This window comes from Beduinella massiliensis (assembly GCF_900199405.1).
In the GTDB taxonomy this organism is placed as follows: Bacteria; Bacillota; Clostridia; order Christensenellales; family Aristaeellaceae; genus Beduinella; species Beduinella massiliensis.
Genome location: NZ_LT963430.1, coordinates 410,387 through 434,872 on the forward strand (window position 1 = coordinate 410,387; position 24,486 = coordinate 434,872).

General features: G+C 59.6%; 21 protein-coding genes and 1 pseudogene. 16 read left to right on the forward strand and 6 right to left on the reverse strand.

The window, feature by feature from the left end:
* Positions 1-89: 89 nt before the first annotated feature.
* The 3 genes and pseudogenes from C1725_RS19595 to C1725_RS02670 form a co-directional block, all read right to left on the reverse strand.
* A pseudogene (locus C1725_RS19595) lies at positions 90-857 on the reverse strand (IS3 family transposase); the annotation flags it as partial.
* A 53-nt stretch (positions 858-910) separates the two neighbouring features.
* On the reverse strand, positions 911-1,213 hold the full coding sequence (locus tag C1725_RS02665; RefSeq protein ID WP_102410142.1) for a hypothetical protein: 303 nt from the start codon (positions 1,211-1,213) through the stop codon (positions 911-913).
* Between the two features lie 158 nt (positions 1,214-1,371).
* On the reverse strand, positions 1,372-2,241 hold the full coding sequence (locus C1725_RS02670; RefSeq protein ID WP_102410143.1) for a LysR substrate-binding domain-containing protein: 870 nt from the start codon (positions 2,239-2,241) through the stop codon (positions 1,372-1,374).
* Positions 2,242-2,424: 183 nt separating this feature from the next.
* On the opposite strand from C1725_RS02670, the gene C1725_RS02675 reads away from it, so the two are divergent.
* From C1725_RS02675 to C1725_RS02715, 9 genes are all read left to right on the forward strand, one after another.
* Positions 2,425-3,696 carry an ABC transporter substrate-binding protein gene (locus C1725_RS02675; protein ID WP_346026275.1) on the forward strand — a complete coding sequence of 424 codons (1,272 nt, stop codon included), beginning with the start codon at positions 2,425-2,427 and terminating at the stop codon, positions 3,694-3,696.
* Positions 3,697-3,768: 72 nt separating this feature from the next.
* A complete protein-coding gene (locus tag C1725_RS02680; RefSeq protein ID WP_346026276.1) occupies positions 3,769-4,668 on the forward strand; it encodes a carbohydrate ABC transporter permease in 900 nt (299 codons plus the stop codon).
* The gene (locus tag C1725_RS02685; RefSeq protein ID WP_102410146.1) at positions 4,668-5,501 is read left to right on the forward strand and encodes an ABC transporter permease subunit; all 834 of its coding nucleotides are present in this window, start codon (positions 4,668-4,670) and stop codon (positions 5,499-5,501) included. The genes C1725_RS02680 and C1725_RS02685 overlap by 1 nt, the downstream gene beginning before the upstream one ends.
* 7 nt (positions 5,502-5,508) lie before the next feature.
* Complete coding sequence (locus C1725_RS02690; protein WP_102410147.1) at positions 5,509-6,372, forward strand: prolyl oligopeptidase family serine peptidase; 864 nt, start codon at positions 5,509-5,511, stop codon at positions 6,370-6,372.
* Positions 6,373-6,420: 48 nt separating this feature from the next.
* Positions 6,421-7,326 carry a DMT family transporter gene (locus C1725_RS02695; protein WP_346026865.1) on the forward strand — a complete coding sequence of 302 codons (906 nt, stop codon included), beginning with the start codon at positions 6,421-6,423 and terminating at the stop codon, positions 7,324-7,326.
* A gap of 169 nt (positions 7,327-7,495) precedes the next feature.
* The gene (locus C1725_RS02700) at positions 7,496-9,073 is read left to right on the forward strand and encodes a S41 family peptidase (protein ID WP_102410149.1); all 1,578 of its coding nucleotides are present in this window, start codon (positions 7,496-7,498) and stop codon (positions 9,071-9,073) included.
* The gene (locus tag C1725_RS02705) at positions 9,070-9,795 is read left to right on the forward strand and encodes a hypothetical protein (RefSeq protein WP_102410150.1); all 726 of its coding nucleotides are present in this window, start codon (positions 9,070-9,072) and stop codon (positions 9,793-9,795) included. Before C1725_RS02700 ends, C1725_RS02705 begins: the two co-directional genes overlap by 4 nt.
* Positions 9,796-9,881: 86 nt before the next feature.
* Positions 9,882-10,256 (forward strand): BlaI/MecI/CopY family transcriptional regulator, encoded by a 375-nt coding sequence (locus tag C1725_RS02710; protein WP_102410151.1) that lies wholly within the window; start codon positions 9,882-9,884, stop codon positions 10,254-10,256.
* Positions 10,253-11,356, forward strand: a complete 1,104-nt coding sequence (locus C1725_RS02715) for a M56 family metallopeptidase (protein ID WP_102410152.1) — start codon at positions 10,253-10,255, stop codon at positions 11,354-11,356. Before C1725_RS02710 ends, C1725_RS02715 begins: the two co-directional genes overlap by 4 nt.
* A 149-nt stretch (positions 11,357-11,505) precedes the next feature.
* Here the strand turns inward: C1725_RS02715 and C1725_RS02720 are convergent, their stop codons facing one another.
* The 3 genes from C1725_RS02720 to C1725_RS02730 all read right to left on the reverse strand — a co-directional run bounded on the left by C1725_RS02720 (position 11,506) and on the right by C1725_RS02730 (position 14,438).
* The gene (locus C1725_RS02720; protein ID WP_102410153.1) at positions 11,506-12,612 is read right to left on the reverse strand and encodes a hypothetical protein; all 1,107 of its coding nucleotides are present in this window, start codon (positions 12,610-12,612) and stop codon (positions 11,506-11,508) included.
* A gap of 61 nt (positions 12,613-12,673) precedes the next feature.
* A complete protein-coding gene (locus C1725_RS02725) occupies positions 12,674-13,810 on the reverse strand; it encodes a DUF4179 domain-containing protein (RefSeq protein ID WP_146009113.1) in 1,137 nt (378 codons plus the stop codon).
* A gap of 100 nt (positions 13,811-13,910) precedes the next feature.
* Positions 13,911-14,438, reverse strand: coding sequence for a sigma-70 family RNA polymerase sigma factor (locus C1725_RS02730; protein WP_102410155.1), 528 nt, complete (start codon positions 14,436-14,438; stop codon positions 13,911-13,913).
* Positions 14,439-14,838: 400 nt separating this feature from the next.
* Between C1725_RS02730 and C1725_RS02735 the strand changes: the two genes are divergently transcribed.
* The 7 genes from C1725_RS02735 to C1725_RS02765 all read left to right on the forward strand — a co-directional run bounded on the left by C1725_RS02735 (position 14,839) and on the right by C1725_RS02765 (position 24,445).
* A complete protein-coding gene (locus C1725_RS02735; protein WP_102410156.1) occupies positions 14,839-17,166 on the forward strand; it encodes a DUF7507 domain-containing protein in 2,328 nt (775 codons plus the stop codon).
* Positions 17,167-17,424: 258 nt separating this feature from the next.
* Positions 17,425-18,126 carry a DUF2461 domain-containing protein gene (locus C1725_RS02740; protein WP_346026277.1) on the forward strand — a complete coding sequence of 234 codons (702 nt, stop codon included), beginning with the start codon at positions 17,425-17,427 and terminating at the stop codon, positions 18,124-18,126.
* 22 nt (positions 18,127-18,148) lie between these two features.
* The gene (locus tag C1725_RS02745; protein WP_102410158.1) at positions 18,149-19,654 is read left to right on the forward strand and encodes a phosphohexomutase domain-containing protein; all 1,506 of its coding nucleotides are present in this window, start codon (positions 18,149-18,151) and stop codon (positions 19,652-19,654) included.
* A 40-nt stretch (positions 19,655-19,694) separates the two neighbouring features.
* Entirely contained in the window at positions 19,695-21,677 is a 1,983-nt protein-coding gene (gene tkt / locus C1725_RS02750) for a transketolase (protein WP_102410159.1), read from the forward strand.
* 212 nt (positions 21,678-21,889) lie between these two features.
* On the forward strand, positions 21,890-22,864 hold the full coding sequence (locus C1725_RS02755) for an ATP-binding cassette domain-containing protein (protein WP_102410160.1): 975 nt from the start codon (positions 21,890-21,892) through the stop codon (positions 22,862-22,864).
* Positions 22,861-23,664, forward strand: a complete 804-nt coding sequence (locus C1725_RS02760; protein WP_102410161.1) for an ABC transporter permease — start codon at positions 22,861-22,863, stop codon at positions 23,662-23,664. Before C1725_RS02755 ends, C1725_RS02760 begins: the two co-directional genes overlap by 4 nt.
* 4 nt (positions 23,665-23,668) lie before the next feature.
* The gene (locus C1725_RS02765) at positions 23,669-24,445 is read left to right on the forward strand and encodes an ABC-2 family transporter protein (RefSeq protein WP_102410162.1); all 777 of its coding nucleotides are present in this window, start codon (positions 23,669-23,671) and stop codon (positions 24,443-24,445) included.
* The last annotated feature ends 41 nt before the right edge of the window (positions 24,446-24,486 follow it).

Genomic DNA, 24,486 nt, shown 5'->3' on the forward strand with positions numbered 1-24,486 from the left:
AGGTGGACTGTATCCGGTTGAACGGACAGGGAAATAAAAGGATATTGTAGAATTACGCAACCTAACGCGGCGTTGCACCTGATTTCATAGGGAGTAAGGCCGTATTTCAGGTTAATGCGTTCGAAGTTGTAGAAGTGGGCATATTGTGCAACCAATTCCTCTACCTCTGCGCGAGTAGAATAATGGGCACGATAAAGGCATTCCGATTTAAGCGTTCCGAAGAAATTCTCCATAGCAGCATTGTCGTATGGACATCCGGGACTGGACATAGAGGGTTGAAAGTGATATTCTTTGCTTAGGTCGAAGTATGCTTCGGAGGTGTATTGAGATCCCTGGTCACTGTGGAGCGCGAGTCCATCAGTGACCTTCTCTGTTATCATAGCGTCTCGGATCGTCTGAGTAACCAGCGATGCGGCCATGTCGCCACCAATGCGATAGGCCAACACCATTCGACCACAAAGGTCAATCACCGCACACATATACAGCATTCCCTGTGGTGTGGGGATATAGGTGATATCTGTTGACCAGAAACGATTTGGCTGTTGCTGTTCAAAGGCACGCTGCAATAGGTTTGGGTATTTGTACACGTTTTGCTGATGTTGAGTATATCTTCTTTGCCGCCGAATCTGTGCAAGCAGATTGGTCTTGCGCATGACGCGCAGAAGTGCTTTAAGATTTACATTTTTTCTTTTCTTCCGCTGGATCCAGAGACGAACACGGCGGATGCCGCAGGTCTGGTTGCACTGCTGTTGACATTCCACAATCAGATCGACCAACCACTGATCTTTCGGCGTCTTTTCTTGCTTTTTACGCCAAGCATAATACCCACTTCGGCAAACTTCAAATACTTTACACATTGTGACGATAGGATAAATGTTGCGAAAACGTTCTATAACCCGATATTTCAATTTCACCTCCTTCCAACTTCTAACAGAAAATTTTGCAGCAGTTCCACCTGCATACGCAGTTTTACCAATTCATTATTCTGCTGGGTTTCCCCGTTCTCCGGCATTTTACGCGGACGGCCTTTAGGGCGAGGTACATCGCCCTGTGCGATGAATCGTTCTCTGCGGTTTTCTCGATTGACTAGTTGCTCAGCCTGTTTCTTCGTTAGCCCAAGGCTGGCTCCGATTTCACGATTCGTTTCGCCCGTGATTTTCCGCTCGCGTATTGTTTCAACAAGGCCTTGTACCTTCGTGTATTTTTGCCTCATACAATAAACCTCCTGTTGTAGTTTGCTTCTTACATTCTACAACAGGAGGTCTCTTATTTCATTGTCCGTTTATCGGGATACAGTCCAATGGCGGTGCCGCAGATTTTTTTAATCTGCAACACCGCCTTCTTCTTTTGGCATTGCAGGAACCGTAGGTCTTATTGCATGCTCCTCGAGATATCTTGTAGTATATCCATAAACTTTTCCACCGCGTTAGAAGGGCCGCGCTCTGGATTGCGATATAAATACGTGTGGCGCTCCAATTTAAAATCCGGTAAAGCCAGCAAAGCGATGTCAGGACTCATGCGATGTTTCCATGTCTTAGAGGGAATATAAGCGATGCCCATATTGTCGGTAACGTATTTCAGCACATAAAAGGGATCTTCACAGACAAATGTAATGGTGGGGGTAAAATGATAGTGTTTTCCCAGTGCAAGCAGCGCATTTTCAAAACTTTTGCTCTTCGCCAACGTGATATAGTTCGCTTTACGCAGTGTCTCGGGGGTAATTTCATCGTGTACCGTCGTAAGCATCTGACGGGAGATGGCTATTTTAAAGTCCTCGTCGAGAAGGTGCAGCTTTGGAAAACCGTCAAAAACGGGATCTTCCCCGCTGATAATCAGGTCGGCGGATTCCAGATTCACTTTCTGAAGATTATGTTCAAAGATAACTTCTACGTCTGGACAGGTGTGGTGAAATAAGGCTATACAGGTGGAAACCATGTCGCGATTGGACAGCGCAAGAAGGTAAAGCGTCTCATGCGAACGCGCGGTCGATTTGGCAACGGCAGCAACCCCTTCGTCAATTGCGGAAATAGCGGAAGATATATGGGCGTAAAAAACAGCGCCTTGTTTGTTGATGCAGACCCGATTTCCGAGCCGGTCAAAAAGCTGTGTTCCCAACTCATTTTCAAGCTTTTTGATGGTCTGTGAAATGTTCGAGACAGGAACACGATAAATTTTTGCCGTGGTTGTGAAGTTTTGTGTTTTCGCGGCGCTCAAAAAATAACGCAGCTGAAGCAGCTCCACACGTATCCCACCTTTACCGGCTTATGTTGGGATTATATGTGGAAAGAAGGTTACTGTCAAGCATAATGTTAGTGCATGTTATTTGGTTATTTACAATTTTATTTGGAAATGATAGGATGTTTTTAACGATATGGCGAAACAAAATGTATGCTAATGGACAAAAATGTTGAGGAGGAAGAAAGAATGAGGAAAAAATGGGAAGTTTTATTGGGCGCCGCCCTGGCATTGTTAATGGTATGCAGCGGCTGCATAGCCGAGACGCACGATCCGGTGACTTTGGAAGTGTGCATCGTCGATACGAATTGGGCCGATGCCTGGCTTGACATGAAGGCGTCTTTTGAAGCGCAGTATCCTTGGATTACCGTTGAGTCCGTAGGAAGCGATCAGAACATTACGGAGTTTATCTCTGCCCGTATCGCTGCAAATGATTTGCCGGGCGTCATCAAATTGACCATTTCCGACATCTATTTGGATATGATCGAGGGTGGTTTGATCAAGGACATGACGGGCATGGAGTGCACGAAGAACGTCCCGCAAAAATATCTGGATGCCTTTACCTATGCGGACGTGCTGGCCGGCATTACGCAGGGAGCGTCCTTTTCCGCGATGTACTGCAACATGGATGCGCTCAAAGAAGCCGGATGGGAGAACGTACCCAATGACTTCGACGAATTTCTGCAATGCTGCGAAGACATTAAACAGAAAACGAATTACGCGCCGTTGCTCATTAACGGCGACCACCACACCATCTGCTATATGCTTTATGAACTCATGCTGGCAAATTGCTTCAAGTCTGAGGAGGAAGCGAAGGCTTACGAAGACGGCATGAAGGACGGCACGTTCGACTTTGCGGCCTATCCAGAGGCGATGGAAAAGCTGAAGAAGGTCATTCCGTATTTAATGACGGGAAGCTCTTCAACTACGCAGGACGACGCTGTCGCAATCATGGCGGAGGGAGGCGCGGCAATGCTGCTTGGCGGTAACTGGGTTTCATCCGGCGCTCTTTCTGCGATCGACAAGCACTGCGGACACGATGGGGCAGGAAAAGCGATTTTTCCGCCGTTCAACAATCCGGGCAAGGAACTCTGGATCAGCACATCTACCGAAGTCGCCTTTGCGCTGACAGAGCAGAAGGATCAAGCGACCGCTAACGCGGCTGAAACGTTCGTCAACTGGGTTTTCAAGCCGGAAAATTTCAGGATTATCCAGAATGCGCGCGGTACGGTTCCTGTTCTGAACGATATGCCAGTGGATATGATCGTCCTGCCGGACGGCATTATCGATTTGGTGCCGGAGGTGTCGAAGTACGATTCTGTAGCCATGGGATATAACCTCTACGGCGCGGAATTTAAAGACGGCGGGATGACCGCGCTGCGCGACGCTTATTCCGGCAACAGCACTGTGGAGGACGCGATCGCGGCGATGACCTCTATTCTCAGCCGCTACGCCCGTTGAGATGTCTGGGAGACGCACCTGTAGGCCGGAAAACCGGCCTACAGGTATATTATGAGGGAGGTGAAAGCTGCAATGCGCAAAAAAAGCACGGCCTGGCAAAGAAACAGAACCATTACGGGCGTAGTATTTCTTGTCCCTTTCTTTTTCGTTACGGCAGTTTTTATACTCTGTCCGCTGTTCAGCGTAATTCGCTACAGCTTCTATAACTGGAACGGCATCGGAAAGCCGAAGTTTGTCGGCTTGGATAATTACAAAATGCTCCCTACGACAGAGGGGTTTTGGACGATGGCCGGGGCGACACTGATCTATGCGGTAGGGGTAACCGCAATGGTCGTCGTGTTAGGCTATCTGCTGGCGCTGATGCTCGACCAGCAGGGGAGGCTGCGGATTAATAGGACGCTGATGAGAGTTTTCTGGTTTTTTCCGTGTCTGTTGAGCGGGATAATCGTCGGCATTATCTGGCACATCATGTATAACTACAACAGCGGGCTTGTGAATTACATCCTCCACGCGATCGGCCTGCCCAGGGTGAATTGGCTTGAAACCTACGGCGTTACGATGTTCGCGGTTATCGTCGCAAGCGTCTGGAGCCAGTTGGGCATGTGTGCGATTATCTTCCTTGCGGGGCTGCAGGGGATTCCGACGGATATACTAGAAGCTGCTTCCATCGATGGGGCAAACAGATGGCAGCGGGAGGTAAAGGTGGTATTGCCCATTATGGCGCCGTCCATCACGATCAACGTGATAACGACCAGCATAGCAGCTTTTAAGGCATATGAGCTGCCCTTCACGGTTTCAAACGGATTGCCCGGATACTCTACAAGGTTGTTGACGCAACGGGTCTATTTTTATTCGTTTGAGACCAATAAATACGGTATTGCATCAGCGCTTTCGGTTCTTCTAATCGTTGTCATTACAATTTTCTCCCTGTTGCAGTTGGTCGTATTGAAAAAAAGGGAGGACATTTATTAATGGAAATGAAAAAGAAAGCTGTTACGCTAGCCGGGGAACTGCTTTTTTTCGCCGTGACGATTATCGCCTGGATTCCGATTTACTATTTTGTTATTGGCGCGTTTAAAACCCGTGAGGATATCGTCATGTATCCCTTTACGGTGAATTTTGAGCGAATGAGCGTCCAGAACTTCATCTACGTTTGGAAGAACATGAATATCGGAAGTGCGATAAGAAACACAGGGCTCATTACCGCGGGTGCCTTGGCGATCATTGTTTTGATCAGTTCGTTAGCCGGATTTTCGCTGGCCCGCATCGACGGAAAATTTTTTAGAGTCAGCTATCAGTATGTGGTAACGCTGATGGTCGTGCCGTTTATTAGCTGCCTGCTGATGCTGGTCAGACTGTCGACGAAGCTGGGAACATATAATACGGTCTGGGGAAGCATGCTCATTCACGCGGCGTGGCACGTTCCTTTCTGCACGTTTCTGTATACGGGCTTCATGAAGTCTATTCCGGTCGATCTGGAAGAGGCCGCTTATATTGACGGATGTTCGACGTTTAAAATCTACAGGATCGTATTTCTTCCGCTACTCGCTCCTGTTACGGCTACCTGTTGCATTCGGTCGGGCATTACGATATGGAACGATTATCTTGTTAGCAAAACACTGCTTAACAGTGTTCGTACACCGACCTTGATGGTGAGCATCAGTTCTTTCTTTGGCGAATATGTCAGCGAGTATGGCTATGCATTTGCAGGTATCGTCATCGCTTCTCTCCCGATAACTATTATTTTTGTGTGCCTGCAAAAATATTTTATAAAAGGCCTTACGGCCGGAGCCGTAAAAGGATGAGGCAAATATGAGAAAAGATTTGAAGATCACGGTAAAACGGGAAGCGATTGCGCTGATAGGTGATATTACGTATAAAAATGAGGCGGCATGGTATGGAGAAAGCGAAAGGCCGTTGAAAATGAGCCTTTTGGTTCCAAAACATAAGGAACGGCATGCAAAGCCGTTGCCGCTGCTTCTTTGGCTTTGCGGCGGAGGCCTGCGCGTTGTGGATCACAATATTTGGCTGCCGCAAATGATTTCGATTGCGGAAGCCGGGTTTATCGTCGCCAGCGTCGAATATCGAACGATCAACGACGCCGCGCTGCCGAAGCCTCTGATCGACGTAAAAGCAGCTATTCGTTATCTGCGCGCGCACGCCGAAAAATACTGTATCGATCCTGAACGCGTATTTATCATGGGGGAGTCTGCGGGCGGAATGCTGGCCAGCCTCGCGGCCGTGACGCCGGATAACCCTGAATTCGAAATAGGGGATTATCTGGACATGAGCACGCGGGTCAGTGCGGCAATCGATATCTACGGCATTACGGATTTGAACGCTTCCTACGAATTTGCAGCGCAGCTTAATCTGATTCGGGGGATAGAACAGCTTCAAAAGGCGGGAATAACGGACATGGCGGACACAAAGAGCCTGAATCGGTTTAGCGCTATACGATACGTGAAGGAAGATACCGTTCCGTTTCTCATCCTGCATGGTACGGAGGACGAAAAGGTTCCGATTTCGCAGAGCGAGCGTTTTTATAAGGAACTAAAGGCAAAGGGGGTATATTGCGAATTCTATCGGCTGGAAGGGTGCGCGCATGGCGTAGATGAATTTTATCAGCCAGAGATCATGGAATTGATTTTGAACTTTATGAGAAAGCACTTGTCATAAAATTTTGTCATGCCGCAGGGCGATAAAGCTAAGGGGAGAAGGTTGAAGGTGAAGCGTGGATATGCGTATGCGGCCATAACGGGCGTGCTGTTTTCCTTGCTGGAACCGATAAGCAAAATTATTGCGGACGATGTGGATGCTTTTTCGATAACCGTTATCCGTTTCTTTATTGGGGCGATCTGTCTTCTGCCGTCCACGGCTATAGCCCTGAGAAAAAATCCGGCATCGGTAAAGAAAAAGGATTTGGTACTGCTTAGCATCACGGGCATCATCATGGTGGCTTTATGTATGCCCTGCCTTCAGATTGCCGTTCAAACTGCGGATTCCCCGGCAACCATTGCGATTGTCTTTTCCGGAAATTCGCTGTTTACGATACTCCTGTCCGCACTGTTTTTGCATGAACGGATTCGGCCTTTACAGGCGGCAGCCATCGTGCTTTGCGCAGTCGGCATCGCTATTTGCGGGTATCCCATGGCTCCGCAAAACGTAAAGTCGATCGGCATGGCCTTGCTCGCAGCGTGTCTATTCAGCCTGTACACCGTCATTACGAAAAAATATCTAGTTCATGTGAACAGCGCTATCAGCATATCCCTATCCTTTCTGCTGGGGAGCGTCGTCCTGCTTCTCATAATGTCCTGTACACGGTCGTTTTCTCAAATTGCGATTACTCCGCGGGTTGCGATATGCATTACGATTTTAGGCGTGGCGGTTACGGGCGCAGGCTACCTGGCTTACTTTGCTGCGATAAAGAACGGCGGGGCCTCGACAGCAGCCTTTGCTTTTTTTATCAAGCCCATTTTAGCGCCGCTTACTGCGTTTCTTATCAACGGCGCGGTTCCGACACGCAGCGTATTTTTTGCGATCCCCTTCGTCTTGCTGGGGCTGGCACTAAGTTCTTACAGTGTGCGGCAACAAGAACCTGCTTGGAGAAAAACGGATCCGGAAAGTAGCTGAGCGCCTAAGCGGCGGGCTGCGGACATCGGAGCGAATCTTTTTAGGCACACGAAAGGCTAAAAAGGCATATTAATTTAGACAAATGTATAAAATCCTCTTGACAATCATTTTAGACGGATGTAGTATATTGAAAGACAAACGTCTAAAATGATTGTGGGAGGATTTTTTGATGAAACGCTGGATTTTCTTCGCCTGCCTCACGCTCGCGCTGTGCGTCTTCGCGGGGGGCGTACAGGCGGAACTGCCGCCGGAGCTCGCCGCGCGCATCGAGGCGGCGCGCGCGCCCTTTTTTGCGCCTGTGGACGCACAAAAGCTGTCGCTTGTACGCGAGCACCTGACGCCGGAGGCGGCGGACGAAGCGGACGCGCGCATTGCGGGCATGCTGTCAAAGGAACCGGGCCTCGTGGGCGCGGCGGCAAGGCGGACGGTGACGCCTGAAGAGGCGCTTGCGGACGCAGGGTTCCTCTTCGATTACCTGCGCTGCGGATACGCGGGCTATCAGCACCTGGGGGGCGACGAAACGTTCCTTCCGCTGCGCGCGCAGGTGGAAGCGGACATCAACGCCTGCGGCGGCGACCTTTCGCCTGAGGACTTTGAAGCGCTGATCACGGCGCGCCTGCGGCCCGTCATGCGCGATTGCCACTTTTCTTTGGGGGAAACCAATTTTGCCTCCTTCGTCTCCGAGACGATCTATTATTCAAACGACGAGCTGTTCTTTCAAAAGGAGGGCGGCGCTTACGTGACGGAGCTGGACGGACGCACCTGGCGGCTCGTCTCGGCAAACGGCGGCGCGCCGGAGGCGATGCTGCGGCCCACGCTCGATCCGGACGGCGGGTTCTGCTACGCGCTGGGGATGAACGCGGGCGAATCGGAGGAGATCGCGATGGAACGGACCGTCCCCATCGCGCTCGAATGCGGCGCGGAAGCGCAAACCCTGGACGCGGTGCTTTCGCTCAACTATCGCTCGTACATGGGCTGGCCCGCCTACAACCGTTACGAGCGGGACGGGCTGACGGTCCTGGAAAACCGCAGCATGTACCCCGAGAGCGACGAGGAAGAGGAGGAGCTTTCGCGCTTCACGCAGGACGCGCTCTCCCTCTCTCGCGAGGACGTGCTCATTCTGGACATCCGCGGAAACAGCGGCGGAAGCGATGAGTATCCCTCGAACTGGGTGCGCAACTTCACGCGCCTGTCCTATCAGCCGTGGAATCACGTGTTCTCGAGCACCCTGGACACGCGGACGAGCATCCTCGTCCGCCTGATGGGGCTGGTGGAGGGCTGCGACCCGCGGGACGGGGAAGCGCTGCGCGAATGCCTGCAGACGGGGTTGGGTTCGCTGCTTCACCTGCAGATGGGCGTCCTGGAGGGATGGTCGGCGGTGGAATACGAGCCGGTCGTGGAGCGCATCCCCAGCGACACCCTGGTCTTCGTGCTCATCGACCAGGGCGTGGCCTCCTCCGGAGAGACGTTCGTAAACCTGCTCAGCCGCATGGAGAACGTGATCTTCGTGGGCACGAGCACCTGCGGCATGTACACGGTGGCCAACAACCGCACCGTATCCCTGCCAAACAGCGGTCTTGCGTTGTACTGCGGCGACACGCTCTTCCTGCCTCCGGACCTTGAGGACATCGAAGGGCGCGGCTTTGAGCCGGACCTGTGGGTAAATCCGGACGGCAGCGACGAGATTCTCGAGCGCATCGTGAAGTTTATCGACCGTTACGACCTGCGGGGAGGCGTGCTGAAATGAAACGGGGATACATCCTGGCGGCCGCGCTCGCCGCGCTGCTGATGCGCTTTCCGGCGCTGGCTGCGGAGCCGCAGGCAAAGCCCGCCGCGCTGGCGGAGGAGCGCGCATTGCTCGCGCAATACGCGCCGTTTGGCCTCACGAGCGAGGCAGGGTGCCTGTATTACGAGGGAGCGCGCGTCCGTTACTTCTTTGACGGTTATGAGCTGGAGGAAGGGATCTTTGCCGTCCGCTACGAATACGTCGATGCGGCGGGTACGGTGGACGTACACACGGTGCGAAGCGTCCTTCAAAATGAAGACGGAAGCGTGGACGGCTTCGGGGAACTGACCGCGATTTCCCCGTACAGCGAGGAGGAATTTGCCCGGCGCGACATCGGCGCGCTCCTGGAGCCCCGGGAACGGGTTGCCTGTACGGAGGCGGAACCGGTAGAGGACGCCGGACTGAAGTCGGACGCCGCGACGTGCGTGGCGGACGGCAGCGCCTGCGGAGCGGACGGGATCACGCTTTCGCAGCGCTTTGAGCGCTATGCGGACTACGGCCTGCGCTTCGAGGCGCAGAGCGGGAACAAAGGCACACTGTATTACGAGGGGGAGCGCGTCGGCAGGTTCATAGACGAGGGGCCCGGGGGCGTGTTCACCTATACCTCGCGGGAGCCGGGCGGGCTTACGGTGCGCGTTCGCTACGACGAGCAGGGGCGGCTTGCGGGTCTGGACGCCGCGTGAAGCGAAGCGCTTGACAAAGCGTCGTTTCCGGCGCACAATATGGAACAGACGGATGTCTTAAATGTGAAAAAAAGGGGCGATGCGGCATGCGCAGGCTGCCGGATGCGGAATTCGACGTGATGAAGGCGGTGTGGGCGCTTGACCCGCCCGTCTCCGCGGGCCGAGTGCTGGAACAGCTCTCGGGCGCCAAACAGTGGCGCGTGCAGACGGTCATCACGCTGCTTGGGAGGCTGGTGGAGCACGGCTTTTTGCAGACGGAAAAGAAGGGCAAGGAGCGCACCTACGTCCCGCTGGTGGGCAAGGAGGAGTACCTGCGATTTGAGACGGGCTGCTTTATCGAGCAGTACCACGAAAGCTCGCTGACGAACCTGGTGAACACCCTGTACGGCGGAAAACAGATCACCGACGAGGACGTAAGCGAGCTCATCGCCTGGGCGAAGCAGCAGAAGGAGGGGCTATGACGCGTTTTCTTGGCATGCTCGCCGTTTCCTCCGCGAGCATGACGGTCCTGACGCTCGCGCTGCACGCGGCGCTGCCATGGCTGCTTTCGCGCTACCGCGCGCGGACGCTCAGCGCCCTGTTTACCCTCCTGTGCCTCGGCTTCGCGGTGCCGCTGCGCCCGGCCCTCGGCCCTGCGGCGCAGAGGGCTGCGGCCTCCGCCGCAGGCGCGGCGCGAGCGTTTCCCCTTATGGAGGTGCTCTTCGCAGTCTGGCTTTTGGGCGCGGCCTCGGCGCTCCTGCTGGCGGCGGGGCGTCACGCGCGCTTTCTCAGGACGGTTCGCCGCTGGAGCGAGCCCCCGCGGGCGGAAAGGACGCGGCTGGCCTACGCCTTTGCCTGCTCGGACATGGGCGTGAAGGACGCGCCTGCGCTGCGCATCTGCCCGCCCGTGCGCGTGCCCATGCTGCTGGGCGTCAGGCGGCCCGTGATTCTGCTGCCGGACGAGGGGCTGTCCCTTCAGGAGACCCGTCTGCTGCTGCGTCACGAGCTCGCGCACCTTCAGCGCAGAGACGTCTGGGGCAAGGCGCTCGCGCTGGCCGCCTGCGCGGTGCACTGGTTCAACCCCGCCGCGCGCCTGGCGGCGCACGACATGGGGGTGGCCTGCGAGATCGCCTGCGACGAGGCGGCGGTGCGCGGCGCGACGCCCGAGCGGAGGCTTCGCTACAGCGAACTGCTGATTCACACCGCCCGTGAGGGCGCGTGCAGCGCGGCTCCGCTCGCCGCGCACTTTCTATCGGGCAAGGAGGGCGTGAAGCGGCGCGTGGCGGCCGTGATGGGAGCAGGCGGCGCGCGCCGGGGCGCCTGGCTGCCCGCGCTTTCCCTCGCGGTCGCGCTGTGCGCGTGTCTGCTGCTGCCGGGAAACGGCGCTGCGGGCAGGACGCTGGTCATGGACGCCTCGTCCGAGACGGGCAACCATCTGATGGCCGTCTCCGACGTGAGAGGAGAGGGAGAGACCACAACCTACGACGTGCAGGGGGACGCCGCATTTTCGTCGCCGGTCCGCTACGTTGCCCAGGAGAGCACGAACGAGTCGATGGAATCGGAAGACGGCGCGGCGCGGTAGGATTTGGCAAATTTCAGCGGTTGAACAGGCCGCCGTTTCCTCAGAGGGAGCGGCGGCCTTTTTAGCCTTGCAGAAAGGATGAGCAGCAGACGAGACGAAGAGGCGCAGTACGAGGTCTCCTGTTCGGAGCGGGAGGCGGGTACTGTCCGCTACCGCTGCCAGGTGATGTATTCAGGCAGGGGGAGTGCACGTTCGCTGCGCCGGTAGGAGAGACCGTCGATATATTCGCCGGTCTGCGCATTGAAATAATGCCGGTTGTACGCCTCGGGCACGACAAGGCCGCCGTCCTTGCCCGTATAAGGCAAGACCTGTTCGTCGTTCGGATTCTGTGTATAGCCGCCGGTAACCTGCCAGACGGGGAAGAGGTACCACTTTCCATCCTCGAAGCAGGCAAGGGTGCCAAAGGCAAGCGCATCCACGCCGCGCAAGTTGCCCGCGTTAATGAACGATTCCAGCTTTTCAATAAAGGAATCAAAGGAAAGAAGCGGCAGATCCTCCTCGCGCACCAGAACCTCCTTGGAGCAGGCGAACTGAAAGTAGAAGTACTGCGGGTTGCAGTAGCCGTAAAGTAGACGGCCGCCGGGAACCGCACCGTTTTTTCCGAACGAGTCGAGGATGGGGAGCCCGCGGATATGCTGAACCGCTTCCAACGTGTACTGGCCCATGACGCTGGCCTGCGCTCCACGGCGAGCCTCGCCGTCTCTCTTGTCGGTTTCATACGCCATGCCGGTTACGATAACCTGACGGATGGAAAAGGTGTCGAGGGAAAGGCCCGTCAGACGGTTGAGGTCGCCGTCGATTCGTTCGAGAAACTCCGCGTAACTCAGATCGACGTTTTCTGGGGGGAGCGGCGGCACTGCCCCATCCAGATACAACTCATCCTGATCCAGCCAGATGTCGCCGCGCAGGTGATTCCCCTTCGGATATACGGTGTGCTCGTCAAGCACGTCTACGTTGATGGCGCAGGGTAGATTGTAGATACTGCTGCCGCGCATCTGTCGGTAGACGTCAAACAGCGCGTCGTCTATTTCGCTGCCCAGACCCTCCACCTGCACGAGCGGGCATGTCTTTGCCTCGGGCAGGGGCGCGACATCCGCATCAGCGACGACCTCGCGGCCGTTTGCCTGATAGATTTGGTGCCAGCCTTGCGTGGCCTGCGTGCGCAGGACGGGCAGAGAGACGTAATTCTGCGCGCCAGCAAGGGCGATGGTCAAACACTGGATAGACACGAGCAATAGAAACAGCGTTTTTTTCACGAAGCCTCCTCCTCTAGAGGGTAGGAACACAGAAGGGGAGTCCCACCCGCGTCAGCAGAAATTATTGGAGTACAATCTCCTCGTCCGGCCGTTCGCCGCTTTGTTCGCGCACGGGGCGCAGCTTCAGATCCTCAAAGGACTCGGGCAGGTCAAAGCGCACGTTGAGCGCATAGGTATCGTTTCCGAAACGCCGGAGGCCGCCGTCCAGATTCGGCAGCGCTGCGCCGTCCGCGACGAGCAGATAATTGCAGACGTAGTCGTCTTCGGCATTGTAATCGCCAACCCACGATTGGTACCAGCTCGGCGGCGCGGTGATTTCGACCTCGCCAGAGATATCTATGTCTGACTTTTTCAGCGAGGCTTTGGCGCTGTACGCGTCAAAGGCGGCGCTGCCGGCAAGCGCGTTGGTTTGACCGTTCACGTCAAGCGTCAGCGGAAGCTGCAACATGCCGCGGTTCTCGGGCTGCAAGACATACGCGCGATGCACGCCCTTTTCATCCTGAAGAACGGCTTCGCTGCCGTAATGAAGGGTAAAGACGAGGTCGAGCTTTTCATTTTCTGCGGCTCCCTCGGGCAGAAGGACCTCCTGATAGCCGCGTCGGGTGTGCCCGTCCACCCACTCATAATCGCTATCCACGATCGTGAGCACCGTTCCGTCTGCGAGATCCGCGCCGTCTCCGAGCGAAAACCAATCGTACCAGGCGAAGCCGACCGCATGCCGGGCCATCCAGTCGGCGACCTGCTTCAGCTGGTCGTTGTCGCAGTACGGGACTGCCTCAGCATAGGTCTCGCCAGGCTCCTCTCTTTCCCACACGTCAAAGCCTGTGGGCGGCTCTTCCTGGAAGCCTACGCCTAAGTCGGGAGTCGTCAAGGTATAGGTATAGTACAGACGATTTCCGTCGCAATAGGACTGATCGAGGGTCATCTTGAACGAGCGTCCGTACTGCCGGGCTAAGAGCTTTTCCCGATCTGTGGCGGCCTCGGCGAGGGGATCTTCGGCTTCAGGCGCGCGAACCGACAGTGTGATGCCCACGTCGCTGGCCGCCTCGTCGAGGCGCAGCAGCCGCTCCCCGCTGCTGTCCTTCGCCTGCGTGCCGAACTGGCCGAACAGGCCCAGTCCTGCCGCCAGCGCGAAGCCACCGAGCGCGAGAGAGAACGCGACGACGCATGCGAACGCCAGGGTAATCTTTGTTTTCATGATCTGTTTTCCTCCTCTGATCTGTTTCAGCACCGCCTGCTGTTCCGCCTGCGAGAAATCGGCCCCGGAAAGGCAGGCCTTCAAGGCACGTCTGAGCTCTTCATCCTTCATCCAAATCCCACCTTTCCAACGTCTTCTTTAATCGCTGTTGGGCCTTTTCGAGCCGTCTGTACACGCTGGACGGGCTCAGCGCCAGTGCCCCAGCTATTTCGGATACGTCCAAGTCCTGATAGTAGCGCAGCAGGACGACCTCGCGATACTTCCCCGGTAACGACTGGACGGCCGCGAAGAGGCGTTTGTCTTCGTCGTTTACCTCGTTCGCCGCGTCAGGAAGCATTTCCGGGGTCACGTGTCTGTCCACATAGCGGGACCATTTTGCGCGCCGCTGATCCCGGCAAAGGTTAACAGCAATACGCGCGAGCCACGCCTTTTCACTGCCGTCGCTCTTGGCGCGTAGAGCGTCCATCTTATAATAAGCTTTGATGAACGTTTCCTGCGTAACATCCTGCGCAAGCTGTGCGTCGCCGAGCATAGCGGTGCAAAGGCCCACAAGCATGCCGCCGTAGGCACGCATCATTCGGCAAAGTTTCGCTTCTCGGGCCTCGTCAGGTGCCTTGACGCTCTCCATCCGCCTCCCCTCCTTTACCTATAAGACGGAAAAAAGCAGGGCGATTTCGCGCAGCGCCACAAGTTTTTTCCGGCACGAAACGGGGAAAGCGGTCGGACGGGCAAACGGAACGGCCGATGTCTTTTTTCATCTGTGCCTGTATAAAAGGAAAATATTTTTAGCATACTTTCTTCAACAAAAGGGCGGGCCGAAGCGTCTGTATAGAGAATCGGAATCAGACCTTTTTGTCCTCCCTTGACAGGGGGGCCCACATGTTCTACAATGAAATAAACTAGGAATCGTATCGATTTTTGTCGCCAAACGGCGTCTTTGAGATTCCTGGCCGTAACAGAAGGGAGGAGGGAACGCGCGCTTGCGTTCCTGCATTGCTATGAGAAGCAGGTCTATTGGATGGGGGCTTGTGCTGGCGCTCGTAATGGCGCTGCTGCTGGCCCTGCCTGCGTCGGCGGCGGACTACGACCCCATCACCACGTCTTCCGCGTGCGTGCCCAAGACGCTGGTGGAGCCGGGCGAGGTGGAAGTCACCATCAAGGTGTACAACGGCGGGGAAGAGGACATGCAAAGCCCCATGACGCTGTACGATCCGGATGGAAACGCCGTCAGCGATTTCACCGATGTCACGCTCAAAGCGAAACAGTCCCAGAGCTGGAACGGCACGTGGAACGTCACCAAGGAACAGATGGAGGAGGGGAAGCTTCGCTTCGCGCTGCGCTACGAGCTCTCGGCGGGCGAGGGGGACCCCGTTCAGGTCAACAAGACCATCGCGGTCGCCATTCAGCAGGACGCGCCCACGCCCAAGCTTACGGCGAGCTACTCCGTGACGCCCAACCCCGCGCAGGCGGGGCAGGAGGTCGTGCTTACCTACACGCTGTCCAACACGGGCAACGTCGCGGTGACCAACGTGCAGATCACCAACACGAAGCTGACCAACGACAAGATCAACGTCAGCCGCATCGAGCCGGGCGACAAGGTGACGCGCGAGTATACCTATACGATGGGCAAGAAAAAGGTGACGTTTAAGCCGAAGGTCACCTACCGCGCCGAGGGCTCGGACAAGGTGCTCACCATCGCCAACATGGCCCAGAAGACGCTGGAGGTCGCGACGGGCGGCCTGGATCTCACGCTCACGGGCGAGAACGTCACGGGCGTAATGCCCGGCGACAAGGCGAAACTGGTGCTCAAGCTCAAGAATACCGGCAACATCACCTACACCGGCATGCAGATCACGGACAGCGTGCTGGGCGTGATCGAATCGGGCCTGGAGATCAAGCCCGGCGAAGAAAAGACGGTCGAAAAGGAATTCACCGTGCAGGAATCCGCCGACCACTCGTTCACGGTGACGGGCGACAGCAGCGCGGGCGGCACGATTGAAAACGCGTCCAACAAGGTGAGCGTCGTCGCGCTGGACACGGACCGGGCGCTGAACCTAGAGGTCACGGCGCAGGCCGGGCAGACGGTCATCCGCGACAAGCCCGCGACGGTCGCCTTCGCGGTGACGGTCAGGAACATCGGCACCGTGGACGGAGCGAATATCGACTTGTACCAGGGCAAGACGAAGGTGGCGACCATCGAGTCGCTGCCCGCGGGCGAGGAAGCGCAGATCGTCCGCGAATTCACGGTCAGCATGGAAGGCACATTCCAGTTTACCGCCGTGTACAAATTGCAGGTGGAGGGGCAGGAGGAGGCGGTCGAGCAGCGGTTCAGCTCGCCTGAGCTCATGATCGCCTACGTGGCGCCCACGGCGGAGCCCGTGACCCCGCCGCCGACCATCGCCCCGATCGTGACCCTCGAGCCGGAGCCGACGGCCGCCCCTGAGAAGACGGGTTCCATCGGCTTGACGATCCTCTACGTGGTGGCGGGCCTGCTCGTCGTGGCGCTGGCGGCGGTGCTGGTGCTCATCCTCGCGGGCAGGCGCAAATCTTCCGGCACGCACGCCGCGGCGATGGACGGCTTTGAACGCGGCGGGAGCCGCAGATATACCAGCCGTCCCGGCGCGCAGCGGCGCAGGCGCCCGCAGCGCGAGCGCGTGGACCTCGGCGACGTGGAGCGCGAGGACTGGGGCGAGGACGCCCGTGAGGCGCAGGCGCTTGACGCGTCCGTGGAAGAGGAAGCGGACGAAGGCTCGGAAAGGCCGCAGCGCGGACGCACCCGGCCCATTGAGGACGCCACCGGCCGGCAGCCGGAGGACGGCGAGGCGGAAGCCGAAGCGGACGATGACGCGCAGGCATCTGCGGCGGACGAACCGGGCTCTGACGGGGCGGAGGAAGACGAGGACGACTACGACGAGGAGCCGGCGCGTCCGGCACGGGAAAGGACGGCGCTGCGCGCCGGAAAGCAGGGCGCGGCGAAGGAAAAGAAGGGGCTCTTCGGCGGTCTGTTCGGAAAGAAGAAGTCTGCGGACGACTTTATCGACGACTACGAGGACGATTACGAAGAGGAAGGCGCGGAGCAGCCTGAAACGCCGCCGGAGGACATGGACAAGACCGTGCTCTACGACCGTGAGCTGCTCAGCCGCATCCGCGAGAGCGCCAAAAAGGAAGGCGAACTCAGCGAGCAGGACAAGCTGCTCATGCAGGGCGGCACGGGCAGCTACCGGCTGACCCGCAGCGAGCCGAAGGCGATTCCGGCGAAAAAGACGGACGACGAATGGCTGGACGACGGCCCGTACGAGGAAGACCCGTATGAGGACGGGGAGCCGGACGCGAAGCGCGGCCGCCGCAGAAAGTAAGAGGACAACGCATTTAGCGCGCCGCAGCAAAACTGCGGCGCGCTTGCGTTTTGGGCGCGCGGGGACAAGTCGCACAAAAAAGACCGCAAGATGTCTGCTTGCGCAAAAGGCCTGGTTGCAATACAATGAATGTGTTTACGGGCGCGCACGCGCGGCTCACCCCCCTGTACGCGGCGCGCGAAAAATGGTATAATGCGCATGTTTGGGCTGCCGCCGCGCAGGCGTCGGAGCGGCCTATCATACGGAAGGAGGCGCGGCATGTTTGAGGGGTTTCCGCAGGAAATGATCGGATTTCTGCTGTCGATCCGCTTTAACAACAGCACGGCATACTTTCAGGAGCATCGCGCGGAGTACGAGCGCTATGTGAAGCGCCCGCTGTACGCGCTGTGCGAGGCGCTCACCCCGGTGATTCAGGAGATCGACCCGGAGCTGGACACGCGGCCCTCGGGCGTCTGTTCCCGGCTCCGGCGCGACACGCGCTTTTCGCGCGACAAGTCGCCCTACCGCGACCACGTATGGATCGGCTGGCGCTGCGCGGGCGAGCCGCGCAGCGAGATCTTCGGCCTGTACTGGGACGCATATCCCGAGTCGAGCAGCTGGGGATGCGGCGCGTATGCCGCCAACAAGCCCGTGATGGACGTGCTGCGCGCGCGGATGCTGAGCCATCCGGAGGAAATGCTGGCGATCCTGAACGCGGAGGACTTCGCGGGCCGCTTCGTGCTCGAGGGGCCGGACTATAAAAAGCTCGCCGTCCCGGAGGCGCTGCCCGAGCAGCTCAAACCCATCTACAACAAGAAGGGCTTTTACTTTCATCAGGCCACGAATCCGGAGGAAGACCTCTCGCTCATCTTCTCCGGCGAGATCGTGGAGCGGCTCCGTCGCGACCTGCGCGCGCTTGCGCCGCTGTACCATTACATGCGCAGGATGCAGTCCATGGTGCCGGGCAGGCAGCAGGACTGAAATAAGACCGGGAGGTTACGACATGCACGAGGAATGGCTTTCCCTGAAGAGCGGTACGGACGTGCGCGGCGACGCGGTGGCGCGCGAGGGGCACCCCGCCGTGCTGACCGAGGCGGCGGCGCGCGCGCTGGGGGCGGCGTTCATCCGCTTCCTGCGAAGCAGCGGCTGCGCGAAGGAACATCCGGTCGTCGCGGTCGGGCGCGACTCGCGCGTGACGGGCGAGCCGCTCGCGCTGGCCGCCGCGCAGGGCCTGACGGCGGCGGGTGCGAAGGTGCTCTCCTGCGGGCTTTGCACGACGCCCGCGATGTTCATGACGACCGTGACGGAGGGCTTCATGGCCGACGGCGCGGTCATGATCACCGCCAGCCACCACCCCTGGTACCGCAACGGGCTCAAGTTCTTCACCGCGCGCGGCGGGCTCGTGGGCGCGGACATCGAGGCGATGCTGCGGGACGCAGAGGACGTGCCGGAGGGCCCCGCAGACGCGCGGGAGATCGACTTCCTTTCCGTCTACGCGGGGCAGCTCGCGGCGTGGGTGCGCGGCGCGCTCGGCGGCGGGGAGCGTCCCCTTTCCGGCCTGCACGTTGCGGTGGACGCGGGCAACGGCGCGGGCGGGTTTTACGAGCGGCTGCTGCGGGAGCTGGGCGCGGACACGCGCGGCAGCCAGTACCTGGAGCCGGACGGGCGCTTCCCGAACCACATTCCCAACCCCGAGGACGAAGCGGCGATGCACGCCGTCTCGCGCGCGGTGAAGGAAAGCGGGGCGGATCTGGGCGTCATCTTCGACACGGACTGCGACCGCGCGGCCATCGTGGATTCCGCGGGGCGCGAAATTAACCGCAACCGCCTGATCGCGCTCATCTCGGCCATCCTGCTCAAGGAGCGCCCGGGCATCACGGTCGTGACGGATTCGGTCACCTCTTCCGGGCTCGCCGCGTTCATCCGGGAGCGCGGCGGCGCGCATCACCGCTTCAAGCGCGGCTACCGCAACGTCATCGACGAGGCGGTGCGGCTGAACGAGGCGGGCGTGGACTGCCCGCTCGCCATCGAGACGAGCGGCCACGCGGCGCTGCGCGAAAACTATTTTCTGGACGACGGCATGTACTTGGTGACGCGGCTGATCGTCGCAGCCATGCAGAAAAAGGCCGCGGGCGGCGACATTGGGGACTTCATCGCCGGGCTTTCGGAGCCCGTGGAGGCCCGCGAGGTGCGCATCGACATCACCGCGCCGGACTTCCGCGCGGCGGGGCAGCGCGCGGTCGAGGCGTTTACCGCCTACGCGCCCGCGCACGGCGGCCGCCTCGCGCCGGACAATTACGAGGGCGTGCGCGTGTCGTTCGACCTGGACGGGAAGACGGACGCCGGCTGGGTGCTCGCGCGCCTTTCGGTGCACGATCCGGTGCTGCCGGTCAACTGCGAGTCGGACGTTCCGGGCGGCGCCCGAAGGATGCTGGGGCTGCTGCTGGACGCGCTTTCGGACTGCGAAGGGCTCGACCTTTCGCCGCTCAGGCGGACGATAACGGCATAAACGCGACAGAGAAGACGGACAAGAGAAAGGGAGTTTTGAAATGACACCGATGGACAAGCGCTGCATCGACACCATCCGCGTGCTGGCGGCGGACACCGTGCAAAAGGCCAAATCCGGCCATCCGGGCGCGCCGATGGGCATGGCGCCCATGGCCTACGCGCTGTGGCAGAAGGAAATGCGCCATAACCCCAAGAACCCGAGCTGGCAGAACCGCGACCGCTTCGTGCTCTCCTCCGGCCACGCCTCGGCGCTGCTCTACACGCTGCTGCACCTGTACGGCTACGGCCTGACGATGGACGACCTGAAGCAGTTCCGTCAGTGGGGCTCCAAGACCCCCGGCCACCCCGAGTACCGCCATACCGCGGGCGTGGAAACCACGACCGGCCCGCTGGGCCAGGGCGTGGCGAACGCCGTCGGCTTCGCGATGGCCGAGGCGCACCTGGCGGCGAAGTTCAACCGCCCGGGCTATGAGATCGTGAACCACTATACCTACGCGGTCTGCGGCGACGGGTGCATGATGGAGGGCATCTCCTCCGAGGCGGCTTCGCTGGCGGGCACGCTGGGCCTTGGCAAGCTGATCCTGCTGTACGACGACAACGAGATTTCCATCGAGGGCGACACGGACATCGCCATGCGCGAGGACGTGCCCGCGCGCTTTAGCGCCTACGGCTGGCACGTGCAGAAGGTTTCGGACGGAAACGACGCGGACGAGATCGCCGCGGCGGTCGAGGCGGCGAAGCAGGACGCGCGCCCCTCGCTGATCGTGGTGCCGACGGTCATCGGCTACGGCTGCCCGGCCAAGGCGGGCAAGGCGAGCGCGCACGGCGAACCGCTGGGCGAAGAAAACCTCGCCGCGACGAAGGCGTTCCTCGGCATGCCGCAGGAGAGCTTCGCCGTGGAGGACGCGGTCTACGCGCACGCGGCGGAAAAGATCGCCCAGGGCGCGCAGGACGAAGCCGAATGGGACGCGCTGTTTGCCCGCTACGCGGCGGAATATCCGGAGCTCGCGAAGGAATGGGCGCTCTGGCACGCGGACAAGCTGCCGGTCGACATCGAGGCGGAAGCGGACCTGTGGCGGTACGAGGGGCCGGCGGCGACGCGTGCGACCTCCGGCACGGCGCTCAACAAGCTGAGCCAGATGGTGCCCAACTTCTTCGGCGGCTCCGCCGACCTGGCGCCCTCCAACAAGAGCGACATCAAGGGCGCGGGCGACTTCTCCAGGGAGAATTACGCGGGCGGCAACATCCACTTCGGCGTGCGCGAGCACGCGATGGCCGCGATCTGCAACGGCATCGCCCTGCACGGCGGGCTTCGCGCCTACGCGGCGACCTTCTTCGTGTTCAGCGATTACATGAAGAACGCTATGCGCATGAGCGCGCTGATGAAGATTCCGGTCACCTACATCCTCACGCACGATTCCATCGGCGTGGGCGAGGACGGCCCGACGCACGAGCCGGTGGAGCACCTGGCGGGCCTGCGCGCGGTGCCGGACCTGCTGGTCTTCCGCCCTGCGGACGGCAAGGAGACTACCGCGGGCTGGGAGGTCGCGCTGCAAAACGGCCTGCCGACCTGCCTGGTGCTCACGCGCCAGAACCTGCCGCAGTACGAGGGCAGCGGCAAGGCGGCCCTGAAGGGCGGCTACGTGCTCGCGGACAGCGAGAAGGCGACGCCGGACGTGATCTTGATGGCCTCCGGCTCCGAGGTGGAGCAGGTGATGGGCGCGCGCGAGCTGCTGCGCGCAAAGGGCGTGGACGCGCGCGTGGTGTCGATGCCCTGCATGGAGCTGTTCGACGCGCAGGACGCGGCCTACAGGGAGCGCGTGCTGCCCTCCGCCGTGCGCGCGCGCGTGGCGATGGAAGCGGGCGTTTCGATGCCCTGGTATAAGTACGTCGGCATGGACGGCGCGGTGATCGGGCTGGATCACTACGGCGCTTCGGCTCCGGCGAAGGTACTGTTCGAGCAGTTCGGCTTCACGGCCGAGCACGCCTGCGAGGAAGCGCTGCGGGTGCTGGGCAGGTCATAAAGAAAAGTGGACGGGCGTGGGGCGCTGCCCCGCGACCCGCTCAAGGGGCGGGCCTCTTGGTCGTTCCTTCCGGGGATCTCGTGCAGGCGGATGCTCATTTTGCGCGAAATCCCCGGATTTTTGTCGTCTTTTGGTTGACAAAAAAACTTTATGATGGTAATATATCTTTCCTTGTCTTGTAACGAACGCTTTTTTGTGAAGGGGGGATTGACGTGATCGAGCTTTCGGGGATCAACAAGACGTTCCGGGTGGCCCGCCGGGACGCGGGCTTCGGCCGGGCGGTCAAGGCGCTGTTCCACCGCGAGTACACGCGGATCGAGGCGCTGCGGGACGTGTCCTTCAAAATCGGGGACGGCGAGATGGTGGGCTACATCGGCCCCAACGGCGCGGGAAAGTCCAGCACCATCAAGGTCATGAGCGGCATCCTGACGCCGGACAGCGGAACATGCGTGATCGACGGCCGGACGCCCTGGAAGGAGCGCCGCGAGCACGTGGCGCACATCGGCGTGGTGTTCGGCCAGCGGAGCCAGCTCTGGTGGGACGTGCCCGTGATCGACAGCATGGAGCTGCTGCGCGACATCTATCGCGTGGACGAAAGGACATTCCGGCGGAATCTGGACGAGCTGACGCAGATGCTGAACCTTTCGCAGATCCTCAGGACGCCCGCGCGCCAGCTCTCGCTGGGCCAGCGCATGCGCTGTGAAATCGCCGCTTCGCTGGTGCACAGCCCGCGCATCCTCTTCCTGGACGAGCCGACGATCGGTTTGGACGCCGTCTCCAAGCTCGCGGTGCGCGACTTCGTGCGCCGCATCAACCGCGAGCGCGGCACCACCGTCATCCTCACCACGCACGACATGCAGGACATCGAGGCGCTGGTCGAGCGCATCCTGCTCATCGGCAAAGGGCGCATCCTGCTGGACGGCTCGCTGGAATCGCTGAAGGCGCGCTATTCGCAAAAGCGCACCCTCACGATCACCTACGGCACGGGCGCCGTCGTGCCCGTGCCGGGCATGCGGGTGCTGAGCGACGAGCAGGGCCGCGCCGCGGTGGAGGTGGACACGCAGACGCTCGCCGTCTCCGGGGCGATCGAGGCGATCTCGCGCACGGCGGAGATTCAGGACCTTTCCGTGACCGGCTCCTCTGCGGAGGAAATGGTCGCGCGGCTCTACGAGGACTTCCACATATGAAAAAGTATCTGAGCTTTTTCCGCATCCGCTTTTCCGCGGGGCTCCAATACCGCGCCGCAGCCGCCGCGGGCGTGGCGACCCAGTTCGCGTGGGGCGCGATGGAAATCCTGCTGTTTCGCGCGTTTTATCAGGCCAGCCCCGCCGACTTCCCCATGGGGCTTTCGCAGCTTTCGGCCTACATTTGGCTGCAGCAGGCGTTTCTGGCGCTGTTCGCCCCCTGGATTTTCGACAACGAAATCTTTGAAATCATCACGCGCGGCAACATCGCCTACGAGCTTTCGCGTCCGCTCGACCTGTACGGCATGTGGTTTACGAAGAACATCGCCCTGCGGCTCAGCCGCGCGGTGCTGCGCTGCGCGCCGATCCTCGTCGTGGCGGCGTTTTTGCCCGCGCCCTACGGCATGTCGCTGCCGGACGGCGCGGCGGCGTTTTCCATGTTCCTTCTGACGATGGCGCTCGCCGCGCTGCTGGTCAACGCCTTTTGCATGCTGGTGTACATCGCCACGTTCTACACGCTCAACCCGCTGGGCATCCGCATCGTCGCGCTGTCGCTGACCGAATTTCTGACCGGCGGAATCATTCCGCTGCCCTTCCTGCCGGATCGGGTGCGGCACATCGTGGAGCTGACGCCGTTTGCGGGCATGCAGAACCTGCCCTTTCGCATCTACAGCGGCAACATCGCGGGCGCGGAGATGGCGCGCGCGGTGTGCCTGCAGGTGTTTTGGCTCGCGGCGCTGCTGGCGCTCGGCGTTGGGCTGATGCGCGTCTCGCTGCGCCGCGTCGTCGTACAGGGAGGCTGATGCCATGAAAATCTACCTTCGATACCTGTCCATCCACCTCAAGAGCCAGATGCAGTACCGGACCTCCTTTCTCCTCACCGTCGTGGGGCAGTTTCTGACCTCGTTCACCGCCTTTTTAGGCGTGTACTTCATGATGACCCGCTTTCACGCCGTGCAGGGCTTTTCGTTCAGCGAGGTGCTGCTCTGCTTCGCGGTGGTGCTGATGGCCTTTTCCCTCGCGGAGTGCTTCGTGCGCGGATTCGACACGTTCGCGCAGATGATCGGCAACGGCGAGTTCGACCGCATCCTGGTGCGCCCCCGAAACGAGGTCTTTCAGGTGCTCGCCTCCAAGGTCGAGCTGTCGAAGGTGGGCAGGCTTTTGCAGGCGCTGCTGATCTTCTGCTACGCGCTGCCCGCAAGCGGCGTCGCGTGGACGGCGGACCGGGTGGGCGTGCTCGCGCTGATGGTGCTCTGCGGCACGGCGGTCTTTTCGGGGCTGTTCGTGCTGTACGCGGGGCTGTGCTTCTTCACGACCGACGGGCTGGAGTTCATGAACATCTTCACGGACGGCGGCCGGGAGTTCGGCATGTACCCGCTTTCCGTCTACGGCGAAAGCGTGCTGCGCCTGCTCACGTTCACCGTGCCGCTGGCACTGTTTCAGTATTATCCGCTGCTCTACCTGACGGGCAGGCAGCAAAGCCTGCTGAACGCGCTGTGCCCGCTGCTTTCCCTCTGGTTTCTGCTGCCCTGCTACGGCGTGTGGCGGCTGGGCATGCGCCACTACCGCTCCACGGGCTCGTGAAAACGGCCGCGCGGGGGCGCCAGGCAGCATTTCCCCCTTGC